Annotated in this window: 11 protein-coding genes; 4 read left to right on the plus strand and 7 right to left on the minus strand. The window is 65.2% G+C overall.

The genetic code is table 11. The features are described 5' to 3' along the window. Nucleotides 1–52 precede the first annotated feature (52 nt). Nucleotides 53–2,008: an ABCB family ABC transporter ATP-binding protein/permease gene (locus tag F8237_RS03300; protein ID WP_151642382.1), complete on the minus strand. Its 1,956-nt coding sequence runs from the start codon at nucleotides 2,006–2,008 to the stop codon at nucleotides 53–55. 202 nt (nucleotides 2,009–2,210) lie between these two features. On the opposite strand from F8237_RS03300, the gene F8237_RS03305 reads away from it, so the two are divergent. Further along, nucleotides 2,211–2,816, plus strand: a complete 606-nt coding sequence (locus F8237_RS03305) for an LOG family protein (RefSeq protein WP_162005852.1) — start codon at nucleotides 2,211–2,213, stop codon at nucleotides 2,814–2,816. 128 nt (nucleotides 2,817–2,944) lie between these two features. Here F8237_RS03305 and cimA read toward each other — a convergent pair whose 3' ends face one another. From cimA to cysS, 3 genes are all read right to left on the minus strand, one after another. Further along, nucleotides 2,945–4,543, minus strand: a complete 1,599-nt coding sequence (cimA, locus tag F8237_RS03310; protein ID WP_151642384.1) for a citramalate synthase — start codon at nucleotides 4,541–4,543, stop codon at nucleotides 2,945–2,947. Then, complete coding sequence (locus F8237_RS03315) at nucleotides 4,540–5,031, minus strand: GNAT family N-acetyltransferase (RefSeq protein WP_162005853.1); 492 nt, start codon at nucleotides 5,029–5,031, stop codon at nucleotides 4,540–4,542. Before F8237_RS03315 ends, cimA begins: the two co-directional genes overlap by 4 nt. Nucleotides 5,032–5,146: 115 nt before the next feature. Further along, nucleotides 5,147–6,529, minus strand: coding sequence for a cysteine--tRNA ligase (gene cysS, locus F8237_RS03320; RefSeq protein ID WP_151642386.1), 1,383 nt, complete (start codon nucleotides 6,527–6,529; stop codon nucleotides 5,147–5,149). Nucleotides 6,530–6,822: 293 nt separating this feature from the next. Here cysS and F8237_RS03325 point away from each other — a divergent pair, with 293 nt between their 5' ends. Continuing rightward, a complete protein-coding gene (locus F8237_RS03325; protein WP_151642387.1) occupies nucleotides 6,823–7,128 on the plus strand; it encodes a hypothetical protein in 306 nt (101 codons plus the stop codon). Between the two features lie 130 nt (nucleotides 7,129–7,258). Then, a complete protein-coding gene (locus tag F8237_RS03330) occupies nucleotides 7,259–8,449 on the plus strand; it encodes a DUF2865 domain-containing protein (protein ID WP_151642388.1) in 1,191 nt (396 codons plus the stop codon). Between the two features lie 218 nt (nucleotides 8,450–8,667). On the opposite strand, the gene F8237_RS03335 is transcribed toward F8237_RS03330, so the two are convergent. From F8237_RS03335 to F8237_RS03345, 3 genes are read right to left on the minus strand one after another with little or no spacing between them, the layout of a single operon-like run. Further along, nucleotides 8,668–10,425, minus strand: a complete 1,758-nt coding sequence (locus F8237_RS03335; protein WP_151642389.1) for an NAD+ synthase — start codon at nucleotides 10,423–10,425, stop codon at nucleotides 8,668–8,670. Nucleotides 10,426–10,449: 24 nt separating this feature from the next. Then, nucleotides 10,450–10,803 carry a diacylglycerol kinase gene (locus tag F8237_RS03340; protein WP_151642390.1) on the minus strand — a complete coding sequence of 118 codons (354 nt, stop codon included), beginning with the start codon at nucleotides 10,801–10,803 and terminating at the stop codon, nucleotides 10,450–10,452. 4 nt (nucleotides 10,804–10,807) lie between these two features. Then, nucleotides 10,808–12,196: a class II 3-deoxy-7-phosphoheptulonate synthase gene (locus tag F8237_RS03345; RefSeq protein ID WP_151642391.1), complete on the minus strand. Its 1,389-nt coding sequence runs from the start codon at nucleotides 12,194–12,196 to the stop codon at nucleotides 10,808–10,810. Nucleotides 12,197–12,376: 180 nt separating this feature from the next. Here F8237_RS03345 and F8237_RS03350 point away from each other — a divergent pair, with 180 nt between their 5' ends. Continuing rightward, the gene (locus F8237_RS03350) at nucleotides 12,377–13,273 is read left to right on the plus strand and encodes an alpha/beta hydrolase family protein (RefSeq protein ID WP_151642392.1); all 897 of its coding nucleotides are present in this window, start codon (nucleotides 12,377–12,379) and stop codon (nucleotides 13,271–13,273) included. Nucleotides 13,274–13,275: the final 2 nt, after the last annotated feature.

Consider the following 13,275-nt stretch of genomic DNA (forward strand, 5'->3'; position numbering starts at 1 on the left):
CGCGGGGTGCCCCGCGCGGTTGTTTAGGCCAGAGTTGGGACCGGAGACAAGGTCACTCCGCGGCCGCAGGCGCTGTCAGGGCGTCCTGAACCGGCGGCGGCTCCCGGTTTGGCGCCTCGCTGGTATCAGCCATCTTGGCCAGCTTCTCGCGCGCGGCCTCGGCCTCGCGCTGCCTGTTCCACATGCTGGCATAGAGGCCGCCCTGCGCGAGCAGCTTGGCGTGGGTGCCGCGCTCGGCGATGCGGCCCTGGTCCAGCACGATGATCTCGTCGGCGCCGACAATGGTCGAAAGCCGGTGCGCGATCACCAGCGAAGTGCGGTTTTTCGCCACCCGCTCGAGCGCGCCCTGGATCTCGTGCTCGGTATGGGTGTCGAGCGCCGACGTCGCCTCATCCAGCACCAGGATCGGCGGTGCCTTCAGGACGGTCCGCGCGATGGCGACACGCTGCTTCTCGCCGCCGGACAACTTCAGGCCGCGCTCGCCGACCTGGGTCTCGTAGCCCTTCGGCGCCATGCGGATGAAATGGTCGATCTGCGCCAGTTGCGCCGCCTGCTCGACCTCGGCATCGCTGGCGTCCCAGCGGCCGTAGCGGATGTTGTAGCGGATGGTGTCGTTGAACAGCACGGTATCCTGCGGCACCATGCCGATCGAAGCGCGCAAGCTGGCCTGCGTGACCTCGCGGATGTCCTGGCCGTCGATCAAAATCCTGCCGCCGGAGATGTCGTAGAGCCGGAACAGAAGCCGCGAGAGGGTCGACTTGCCCGCGCCCGACGGGCCGACGATCGCCACCGTCTTGCCGGCCGGCACCTCGAAGCTGATGCCCTTCAGGATCGGGCGCGCAGGCTCATAGGCAAAGCGCACGTCCTCGAAACGCACATTGCCGGCGGAGACCACCAGCGGCTTCGCATCGGGCACGTCCTTGATCTCGGCTTCGCGGCCGAGGACGCCAAACATCTTCTCGATGTCGATGATCGCCTGCTTGATCTCGCGATAGACCATGCCCATGAAGTTCAGCGGCTGGTAGAGCTGAATCATCATGGCGTTGACCAGAACGAAATCGCCGACCGTGTTGGTGCCGTTGCGCACGCCGATTGCGCACATCAGCATGGTCGCGGTCAGCCCCATCGTGAAGATCACCGCCTGTCCGGTGTTGAGCACGGCGAGCGACGTATAGGCCTGGACGCTCGATTCTTCGTAGCGCGCGACCGACTTGTCATAGCGCTGCGCCTCGCGCGCCTCGGCGCTGAAATATTTCACGGTCTCGTAGTTGAGCAGCGAGTCGATCGCCTTGGTATTCGCCTCGGTGTCGGAATCGTTCATCTTGCGGCGAATGCCGATCCGCCACTCGGTCGCGATGTAGGTGTAGTACATGTACACCGTCACCGTGATCAGGGTCGCGACCACGTAGCGCCAGTCGAACTGCCAGAGCAGCACGGCCATCAGCAGCGAGACCTCGACGATGGTCGGGATCAGCTGGAGGATCACCATGCGCACGATGACCTCGATGCCCTCGCGGCCGCGCTCGAGCACCCGCGTCAGGCCGCCGGTCTTGCGTTCGAGGTGAAAGCGCAGCGAGAGTTCGTGCATGTGAATGAAGGTGATGGTGGCAAGCTTGCGCACCGCATGCATGGCCACGCGGGCGAAGATGCCGTCGCGCCATTGCGTCAACACCGCCATCATGATGCGCATCACGCCGTAGCTCGCGGTCAGCAGCAACGGCGAGGCGATCACCCAGAGGTGCCAATTGTCGGGCTGCACCGGCGCGGTGTTGGCGCCGGTCAGCGCATCGGTCGCCCATTTGAAGCTGAATGGAACCGTGAGCGTGATCAGCTTGGCGGCGAGCAGCAGCACCATCGACCAGACCACACGCATCTTCAGGTCGAAGCGGTCGCCCGGCCAGATATAGGGCCACAGATGCGCCAGCGTGCCCATCAGCGTGGCCCGTTCCAGCGGTCCGCCGGCCGGCTCGGGCGCTTCGGCGCCATGGGGCGAATGGGGATGAGTCATCAAAACAGCCTGAAAGCCCGCCGGATGCGGGCTGCGTTGCGATTAACGATTTTCGCTCGTCATATAGAAGCTTCCGGAGCCGAACGCACCCCGCCAGATGGCGAATCTTCGATTGTTTGTCGCCATTTACCGGTAGATTTCCGGATGCTCCGAATCACCGATTGGGCTTGACGCCCTTTCGCTGCAATGCATCATGGCACCAATGAGCACCATCAAAACCGTCTGTGTCTATTGCGGCTCCGGCCCGGGAACCAATCCCCGTTTCACCGAAGGCGCCAAGGCGCTCGGCAAGGCGCTCGCCGAGAACAACGTCCGTCTGGTCTATGGCGGCGGCTCGGTCGGCCTGATGGGCGCGGTCGCGACCTCCGTGCTCGATCACGGCGGCACCGTCACCGGCATCATCCCCGAATTCCTGCGCAAGCGCGAGAACGCGCTGACGCGCGTGCAGGAGATGATCGTCACTCCCGACATGCATGAGCGCAAGCGGCTGATGTTCGAACGCTCCGACGCCTTCGTGGCATTGCCGGGCGGCGTCGGCACGCTCGAGGAGCTGGTCGAGCAACTGACCTGGAAGCAGCTCGGCCGTCACGCCAAGCCCGTGCTGCTCGCCAATATCGACAATTTCTGGGAGCCGCTGTTCTCGCTGCTGTCGCACATGCGCCAGACCGAGTTCATCCGCGCCGGCCTGTCGGTCGACATCCTCAAGGCCGATCGCGTCGAGGAGATCCTGCCGAAGCTGAAGTCCGCGGTGGCCCAGCTCGCCGAGGCCGAAAAGCAGCTCGCCCCGGACGTGGCGCGCAAGCTCTAAGAGCTGCAGTCCATCGCAGCCTCCCCGTCATTGCGAGCGAATCGAAGCAATCCAGAATCCCTCCGCGGAAAGATTCTGGATTGCTTCGTCGCTTCGCTCCTCGCAATGACGGCGTTTGTGGCGACCGCCTACGCCGGCGCGCCGGACTTCACGAGCTTGTAGATCACCGAATCCATCAGCGCCTGGAACGAGGCGTCGATGATGTTCGGCGACACGCCGACCGTGGTCCAGCTGTCGCCGTTCTCGTCCCTGCTCTCGATCAGCACGCGCGTCACCGCGCCGGTGCCGCCATTGAGGATACGCACGCGGTAATCGATCAGCTCCAGCCCCTCGATGTATTTCTGGTACTTGCCGAGGTCCTTGCGAAGCGCGACGTCGAGTGCGTTGACGGGGCCGTTGCCTTCAGCGGCCGAAATCAAATGCTCGCCGGCGACGTCGACCTTGACCACGGCAAGTGCCACGGTGACCCGTTGACCCAGCGCATTATAGCGCTGCTCGACATTGACGTCGAACTGCTCGACCTCGAAATAATGCGGCACCTTGCCGAGCGTGCGGCGCGCCAGGAGGTCGAACGAGGCGTTGGCGGATTCATAGGCGTAGCCGGCCGCCTCGCGCTCCTTCAACTCCTCCACCAGCCGCGTCAGCTTCGGATCGCTCTTCTCATAGGCGATGCCGGCGCGGTCGAGCTCGGCGATGACGTTGGAGCGGCCGGCCTGGTCGGACACCAGCACCTTGCGGTGATTGCCGACCGTCTCGGGCAGCACGTGCTCGTAGGTGTGCGGGTCCTTCAGCACGGCGGAGGCATGAATGCCGGTCTTGGTGACGAAGGCGCTCTCGCCGACATAGGCCGCATGCCGGTTCGGCACGCGGTTGAGCATGTCGTCGAGCGTGCGCGAGACCTTGACCAGGGTCGCCAGCTTCTCCGACGTGACCGATATCTCGAAGGCGTCGGCAAACTCCTGCTTCAACTTCAAGGTCGGGATCAGCGAGCAGAGATTGGCATTGCCGCAGCGCTCGCCAAGGCCGTTCAGCGTGCCCTGGATCTGCCGCGCGCCGGCGCGCACAGCGGCGAGCGAATTCGCCACCGCCTGCTCGGTGTCGTTATGGGCGTGGATGCCGAGATGATCGCCGGGGATGTGCTTCGTCACCTCGGCGACGATCGCCTCGATCTCGTTCGGCATGGTGCCGCCGTTGGTGTCGCACAAGACCACCCAGCGCGCGCCGGCCTCATAGGCGGCCTTGGCGCAGGCGAGCGCGAAGCTGGAATCTTCCTTGTAGCCGTCGAAGAAATGCTCGCAGTCGAGCATGACCTCGCGGCCGGCCGCCTTCGCCGCCGCGACGCTGTCGCGGATGGAAGCGAGATTTTCCTCCTTCGTCGTCTCCAGTGCGACGCGCACCTGATAGGCGGAGGACTTCGCGACGAAACAGATCGCATCGGCTTTCGCTTCCAGCAGTCCGGCAACACCGGGATCGTTGGAGACCGAGCGCCCTGCCCGGCGCGTCATACCGAAGGCGGTGAAGCGCGCATGGTTGAGCTTCGGCTTGCTGCCGAAAAATTCGGTGTCGGTCGGATTGGCGCCGGGATAGCCGCCTTCGACATAGTCGATGCCGAGATCGTCCAGCATCGCGGCGATGATCTGCTTGTCGGCCAGCGTAAAATCGACGCCGTTGGTCTGCGCGCCGTCGCGCAGCGTGGTGTCGAACAGATAGAGGCGCTCCTTGCTCATGACGCGGCCCCGAGCGTCTTCTTCATCGTGGTGTTGGCCAGCCACTCGTCGTTGACGGTGATGCTGTTGCGCTGCATGGCGACGTAGCCGCGCTTGGCAAAAAAGCCCTGCGCGGTATCGCTGGCGTCGACCGAGAGGCTGGTCGCCCCGCGGCCGCCGGCAAGCTTCTCCAGCGCGTCGACCAGCATGGTCGCGATGCCCTGCCCGGTCACGGCGGGATGCACATAGAGCATGCGGAGGTGATCGGCGCCGTGCAACGAGGCGAAGCCGATGGGCGAGCCCTCCAGCGTCGCAACCAGTGTCAGGTCTGCAGCAAGCCGCTTGCCGAACTCTTCGCTGTCCGCAGCCTCCATCCAGGCCTGCTGCTGCGCCTCGTTGTAGTCCTCGCCGGTCAGCTCCTCGATGCTGGCCGTGAAGATCGCGGCGAGGACCTGCACATCAGCCGGCAGGAAGGGCCGCAGGCCGGGCTTTGGCAAAGTCTGTCCCATGGTCTTCACCATATCCCATAGAGCTTGAGCGCCAGCGCGATCGCGGCGCCGAGCAACAGGATCTTGAGCGCGATGTAATAGAGCCAGTGCCGCGGAAACGGCGTGTCGGGGCGCTTCATCGCACAACCTCCCAGGTCGTCCCGTCCCTGGAGTCCTTGATCGCGACGCCCATCGCGGCGAGCAGATCGCGGATTCGGTCGGACTCTCCAAAATCCTTGCGGCCACGGGCCGCCGTCCGCTCCGAGAGCAGGCGCTCGACCTCCTTGGCATCGACGCCGCTGGCCTGCTGCTTGCGCCCTTCCCACTGCGCAGCGCTTTCGGACAGGAAGCCGAGCATCCGCAATGAACCCGCCAGCGCGGGTACGTCGCTGCTGCGCAGGCCGTGCAGCGCCGCGATCGCGAGCGGCGTGTTGAGGTCGTCGAGCAACGGATCGACCACGGACGCAGCCGGCTTGCCCGGCGCGACGTCGGCCGCGACGCGATACCAGTCGTCGAGCGTCTTGGCGCTCTCCTCCAGCGACTTCATGGTCCAGTCGATCGGCGAACGATAATGCGTCTTCAGCATGTTCAGGCGCAGCACCTCGCCCGGCCAATCCGCGAGCAACTCGTGGATCGTGATGAAGTTGCCGAGGCTCTTCGACATCTTCTCGCTCTCGACCTGCAGGAAGCCATTGTGCATCCAGTAGTTTGCCATGCGCTCGCGGTGAAAGGCGCAGCAAGTCTGCGCGACCTCGTTCTCGTGATGCGGGAACACGAGATCGATGCCGCCGCCATGGATGTCGAAATGCTCGCCGAGATGCTTCCAGGCCATGGCCGAGCACTCGATGTGCCAGCCGGGACGGCCCTCGGCCTTGATGCCGGCCGGCGACGGCCAGGACGGCTCGCCGGGCTTCGACGGCTTCCACAGCACGAAATCGGTGTTGTCCTTCTTGTAAGGCGCGACATCGACGCGGGCGCCGGCGATCATCTCGTCCAGCGAGCGATTGGACAGCGCGCCGTAACGCGGCAGGCCGGCATTGGCCGCGTTCATCGCCTGCGGCGAGAACAACACGTGGTCCTCGGCGGCATAGGCAAAGCCGCCCTTGACCAGCTTCTCGATGATCTCGCGCATCTCGCCGATATGCTCGGTCGCGCGCGGCTCGACGCTCGGCCGCAGCGCACCGAGGGCATCGACGTCGGCGTGAAACTGCTGTCCGGTCTGCTCGGTGACCTTGCGGATCGCCTCGTTCAGCGGCAGGCCGGGAAAATCGCGCGCGGCGCGGTCGTTGATCTTGTCGTCGACGTCGGTGATGTTGCGGACATATTTGACGTGCGCCTCGCCATAGAGATGGCGCAGCAGCCGAAACAGCACGTCGAACACGATCACCGGCCGTGCATTGCCGATATGGGCGAAGTCATAGACGGTCGGTCCGCAGACATACATGCGGACGTCGTTGGCATCGAGCGGCACGAACGGCCGCTTCTCCTTCGTCAGCGTATCGTAGAGGCGCAATTCCATATGGATACCCGTCGGCTGTTGGCCGGGCGTCCAGTGCTCTCAATGGTTTTGAGAAAAGACGGCTCCAGCCAGCGAATCGCTAGCTCGTAATCTCGCGGCAAATGGCGCAAATGACGAGGAGACCGTTCATGGCGGAACATATGGGCTATGAGGCGGCCCCGCGTCAAGAGTGCCGCGGAAATGCCGTTTTGTCTCCGCGCTTCCCCCTCGCCGGCCTTAATGGTTCATGATCCTTAACTATTTGCGCCCATTCTGGAACTGGCAGTTCCTGCTTTTTTGCCTCCGGTGTTCTCATGCGATCATTGCTCGCGCTCATTTCCTGCGCCTCCATCATTTCAGCATCCAGCGCTTTCGCCGAAACCCGCGTCTTCATTATTCCCAACCAGGCGGACGGCTACGGCGTCGATCATTGCTTGGCCAAGGGCGACAAATGCGGTGCACAGGTCGCACGGACCTACTGCCAGTCACGGGATTTTGCCCAGGCATCGAGCTATCGCCGGATCGATCCCGACGAAATTACCGGCTCTGTCCCCAAAACCGGCGCAAACTGCTCGCATGGCCATTGCGACGAATATGTCGCAATCACCTGCCAGCGCTGAATTCGCTCGGAACTGGCGTATCTTAGGCCCGGTCTTTGGCCCCGAAACGACGTGACGATCCCGCGGGAAGCGGCTATGGGAGGGCGCGCTTCGGCCCTCCAATGTCACATGGGGCCGTGACCTCGCTAGAATGGCGGATATGCCTGAATTTTTGTCTCTCTCCCGTGCCCGCTTGATCTCTGCCTGCACCGTGCTTCTGAGCACCGTCGTGCTCGCCACCGGCGCTTTCGCGCAGGCCGGCCCGCCCGGTCCGCCGCCTCAACCCGGCCAGAATGGGCTTGGCCCCAATCCGATGTGCGTGCGACTGGAAGGCCAGCTCGCCGCGCTCGATCGCGGGGGCGGCGGCGGTGATCCCGCGCGCGACGACCAGATCCGCCGCTACCAGGACTCCCAGGCCAAGCAGCAGGCCGAGCTCGACCGCGTCACCATGCAGGCCAAGCGCATGGGCTGCGATTCCTCCGGCTTCTTTTCGCTGTTCAACGGCCAGTCGGCGCAATGCGGTCCGGTCAACACCCAGATCCAGCAGATGCGCGCCAATCTGGACCAGATCACCGGCAATCTCGAACGCCTGCGCGGCGGCGGCCCCGGCGGCTTCAGCCCGGAGCGCGACAGCCAGCGCCGCTCGGTGCTGGCGGCGCTGGCGCAGAACAATTGCGGTCCGCAATACGCCAACGCGGCGCAGTCGCAGGGCGGCAACTTCCTGAGCAATCTGTTCGGCGGCAACAATCCCAACAATCCGCAAGGCGGCCCGCCCTCCGATCTCGGCCCGCAATCCGGCACCTACCGCACCGTGTGCGTGCGCACCTGCGACGGCGCCTATTTCCCGGTCTCGTTCGCCACCGTGCCGGCGCGCTTCCCCGACGACGAGAAGACCTGCAAGGCGCTGTGCCCGGCCGCGGAAGCCGTGCTCTACACCCACCGCAATCCCGGCGAAGACATGAACTCCGCGGTCTCCACCAGCGGCCAGCCCTACACGGCGCTGCCGACCGCGTTCAAATTCCGCAGCGAGTTCAACCCGTCCTGCTCCTGCAAGGCGGCGGGACAGACCTGGGCCGACGCCTTGAAATCGGCCGACGACAAGGCGGCAGCCGAGCAGCAGGGTGACATCATCGTCACCGAGGAGAGCGCCAAGAAGATGCAGCAGCAGCGGCTCGGCAAGGGCACGCCTGCGACGACCGCGAAGAAGGGCACGACCCCGGCGCCGACGACAGCGAACGCTCCGGCCGCAACGCCGCCGGCAGACACGGGCACGGCGACATCGACCGAGAACAAGCCAATCCGCTCGGTGGGGCCAAGCTTCCTGCCGCAGCAGCAGAAGTAGGTTTTTGTTCCCTTCTCCCCTTGTGGGAGAAGGTGGCGCGGAGCGCCGGATGAGGGGTTCTGTCCGCGCTCACATGTCCAAATGAGTACGTGGATAGAACCCCTCACCCGAATGAGTTTGTTTCGACTGCGGTGCTGCCCTCTCCCGCAAGGGGCGAGGGCACAATAACGCCCATCTCGCTTGCGGGTGCGGAAGCGATAATCCGCAAAAGCCGGAGCCTACCCCTCGAACGCGTCGATCGACGCCCTGCTGCCGCGCGAGACCAGCGTCTCGTCCGCCACCGGCAGCCCCTCGCCCTTGTCGCGAAAGCGATTGGTGATGGGATAGCGGCGGTCGCGGCCGAAATTCCGAGCCGTCACCTTCACGCCCGGCGCGGCCTGGCGGCGCTTGTATTCGGCGACGTTGAGGAGATGGTCGATGCGGGTCACCGTCTCGCGGTCGAAGCCGGCCGCGATGATCTGATCGAGCGGCTCCTCGCGTTCGATGAGACGCTGCAGGATGGCATCGAGCACTTCGTAAGGCGGCAGCGAGTCCTGGTCGCTCTGGTTCTCGCGCAGCTCCGCGCTCGGCGGGCGCGTGATGATGTCTGGCAGGATGACCTCGCCCGCAGGCCCGAGCGCGCCGTCCGGCTTCCAGGCATTGCGCAAGCTTGCCAGCCGAAACACCTGCGTCTTGTAGATGTCCTTGATCGGATTGAAGCCACCGTTCATGTCGCCATAGAGCGTGGCGTAGCCGACCGACATTTCCGACTTGTTGCCTGTCGTGACCACCATCAGCCCGGTCTTGTTGGAGATCGCCATCAGCAGCGTGCCGCGGGTGCGGGCCTGCAGGTTCTCCTCAGTGATATCGGGCGGCAGGTTCTTGAAGATGCCGGACAAGATTGTCTCCAAGCCGGTCACGGCTTCGGCGATCGGCAGCACCTCGTAGCGGATGCCGAGATGGCCGGCGAGCTCGCCGGCGTCGGCGATCGAATGTGCGGCGGTGTAGCGATAGGGCAGCATCACGCCGTGGACCTGGTCGGCGCCGAGCGCATCGACCGCGATCGCCGCGCAGAGCGCCGAATCGATGCCGCCGGAGATGCCGAGCAGCACGCCGGGAAAGCCGTTCTTGGCGACGTAGTCGCGCAGGCCCAGCACGCAGGCGGCGTAGTCGGCGTGGTCGCCCTCGGGCAGCTGCGCGATCGGCCCCGCGCAGCGCCAATCGTCGCCATGTCTGGTGAAACGCAGCGTCGTGGTCGTCTCTGCGAAAGCGGGCAATTGCGCGGCGAGCGAGAGATCGCCGTTGAGCGCGAAGGAGGCGCCGTCGAACACCAGCTCGTCCTGGCCGCAGACCTGGTTGAGATAGACCAGCGGCAACCCGCTCTCGGTGACGCGCGCCACCGCCACCGACAGGCGCACGTCGTTCTTATCGCGGGCGTATGGCGAGCCGTTCGGCACCAGGATGATCTCGGCGCCGGTCTCGGCCAGTGTCTCGACCACGTTCTCGTAGTCTTCGGACTCCTCCAGCCAGATGTCCTCGCAGATCGGCACGCCGATCCGCACGCCGCGCACGGTCACCGGGCCGGCCGCGGGCCCGCGCGAAAACAGCCGCTTCTCGTCGAACACGCCGTAATTCGGCAGATTGCACTTGAAGCGCAAGCTCGCGATACGGCCGCCGTCGAGCAGCGCGCAGGCATTGTAGAGCCTGCCGTCCTCGACCCACGGCGTGCCGACCAGCATCGCAGGCCCGCCGTCGGCGGTCTCGCGCGCGAGGCTCTCGATCGCGGCGCGACAGGCGGCCTGAAAGGCCGGCTTCTGCACCAGATCTTCCGGCGGATAGCCGGCGATGAACAATTCCGGAAACAGCACGAGATCGGCGCCGTCGGCGATCGCCTGCGCGCGCGCGGCCCGCACCTTGGCTGCATTGCCCTCGATGTCGCCCATGGTCGGGTTGAGCTGGGCGAGCGTGACCGCGAATGCGTTGAGACGTTCGGTCATGGCCGCCGCGCTCCGATCCCTTGGCTAGACGAAGCCCAATCGTTCGACGATGGCAAGGATCCAGAACGCGCCGGCCATCAGGAGGGCGACGCCGACCGCGGCGGAGCCCATGTCCTTGACCCGGCCGATCTGCTTGTCATGGTCCATGGTCAGGCGATCGGCGAGCTTCTCGATCGCCGTGTTGAGCAGCTCGACCACCAGCACGAACGCAACTGAACACACCAGCTCGACCGAGCGCGTCGCGGTCGCGCCGACGAACCAGGCGAGCGGCAGCGACAAGAGGAGCGCAACAACCTCCTCCCGGACGGCCTGCTCCGAGCGGAACGCAAAGGCAAGACCATTGCGGGAATTGATCGTGGCCTTCCAGATCCGCAGCAAGGTCCTAGAGCCCCGCTGCGACCGGCATCGGCCTCGCCTTACCCACGCGGTCCTGCTTGAGGAGCTCGGCGACCAGGAAAGCCATGTCGATGGACTGCTCGGCGTTGAGCCTGGGATCGCAGACCGTGTGATAGCGGTCGTTGAGATCTTCGTCGGTGATGGCGCGGGCGCCGCCGATACACTCGGTGACGTCCTGGCCGGTCATCTCCAGATGCACGCCGCCGGCGTGGGTGCCTTCCGCCGCGTGGATGGTGAAGAACGACTTCACCTCGGACAAGACGCGGTCGAACGGCCGCGTCTTGTAGCCCGACGTGGAGGTGATGGTGTTGCCGTGCATGGGATCGCACGACCAGACCACGACCCTGCCCTCGCGCTTCACGGCGCGGATCAGGCCCGGCAGATGGTCGGCGACCTTGTCGGAGCCGAAGCGGTTGATCAGCGTCAGCCGGCCCGGCTCGTTGTCCGGGTTGAGCACGTCGATCAGCTTGAGCAGCTCGTCGGGCTTGAGCGACGGGCCGCACTTCAGGCCGATCGGGTTCTTGATGCCGCGGAAATATTCGACATGGCCATGGTCGAGCTGGCGGGTGCGGTCGCCGATCCAGATCATGTGGCCCGAGGTCGCGTACCAGTCGCCGGTGGTGGAATCGACGCGGGTCATGGCCTGCTCGTAGCCGAGCAGCAGCGCCTCGTGGCTGGTGTAGAAATCGGTGGCGCGCAGCTCCGGATGGCTCTCGAGGTCGAGGCCGCAGGCGCGCATGAAGTTGAGCGCGTCCGAGATGCGGTCGGCCAGCTCCTTGTAGCGGCGGGACTGCGGTGAGTCCTTCAGGAAGCCGAGCATCCACTCATGCACGCTGCCCAGATTGGCGTAGCCGCCGGTCGCAAACGCGCGGAGCAGGTTCAGCGTCGCCGCCGACTGGCGATAGGCCATCAGCTGACGCTGCGGATCCGGCACGCGCGCTTCCTTGGTGAAGGCGATGTCGTTGACGATGTCGCCGCGATAGCTCGGCAGCTCGACGCCGCCGATCTTCTCGGTCGGCGAGGAGCGCGGCTTGGCGAACTGGCCGGCGATGCGGCCGACCTTCACCACCGGCACGGCGCCGGCATAGGTCAGCACCACCGCCATCTGCAGTAGCACGCGGAAGAAGTCGCGAATGTTGTTGGCGCCGTGCTCGGCAAAGCTCTCGGCGCAGTCGCCGCCCTGAAGCAGGAAGGCCTCGCCGGCCGCCACGCGCCCCAAGGCCTTCTTCAGATTGCGTGCCTCGCCCGCGAACACCAGCGGCGGAAAGGTCGCAAGCTGCGCCTCGACGTCGGCCAAAGCCTTGGCGTCGGGATAATCGGGCACCTGTAGCACCGGCTTGCTGCGCCAGGACTCGGGCGTCCACCGCTCGGACATCGCAATCTCTCCGTGAAGCAAAAAACACAACCTGATCTGTGGGTTGCGAGGGCCGCCTTATACACAGGCTGGCCCCGCCCCGCCAGTTGTAAATCCATTTCGCACTGCAAACCCTTGCGGGAAAAGCTGAATTCGCATTTGCTAGGGGCGTAGAAGAAACTGGCAGCACACCATCCCTCCATGGACGCCGCACCGGACGACGTTTTCATCGACGAGATCAGCTTCCCGGCGACCGACGGGTATGCGCTGACCGGCACCCTGTTCCTGCCGCGCGGCGCCAAGCGCCATGCCGTGCTGATCAATTCGGCCACCGCCGTCCCGCGAAAGATCTACCGCGGATTTGCCTCCTACCTTGCCCATCGCGGCTGCGCGGTCCTCACTTACGACTATCGCGGCATCGGCGACTCCCGCCAGCCGGCGATGGTCGGCTACAACCAGCCGAAATCGCTGGTCGGCTTCAAGGCCTCGATGTCGGACTGGGCCGCGCAGGACGTCACCGCAGCGGTGCGCTGGATGCGCGAGCGCTACACCACCCTGCCCCTTGCCTATGTCGGCCATTCCTTCGGCGGCCAGGCGCTCGGGCTTATCGCGAACAACGCGGAAATATCGCGCGCCGCGTTCGTGGCCTCGCAGGCCGCGACCTGGCGGCTGATGACGTCGCCGGAGAAATACCGCATCTTCGCCTTCATGAATTTCATCGGTGTGCCGCTGGTCCACGCGCTCGGCTACGCGCCGGGCTGGGCCGGGATCGGCGAGGACTTGCCCAAGGGCGTCTTCCTGGAATGGGCCGACTGGGTCTCGAGCCCGCGCTATCTCTTCGATTCAAAGCTGCCCGCGCTTGAGAATTTCGCGAAGTTCAAGGGCGAGCTGCGCGCGCTGTGCTTCTCCGACGATCCCTGGGCGACGCGGCCTGCGGTCGAACTCCTCACCGGCGGCTTCAGCGCGATCAAGCCGGAGGTATTGACGGTGAAGCCGTCCGACGTCGGCGCCCAGGCGATCGGCCATTTCGGCTTCTTCCGCCCCGAGCACCGCGACACGTTGTGGCGCGGCGTGGCGGAATGGATCCAGGGGGAGTGAGA

It is taken from the genome of Bradyrhizobium betae (assembly GCF_008932115.1).
Classification (GTDB): Bacteria; Pseudomonadota; Alphaproteobacteria; order Rhizobiales; family Xanthobacteraceae; genus Bradyrhizobium; species Bradyrhizobium betae.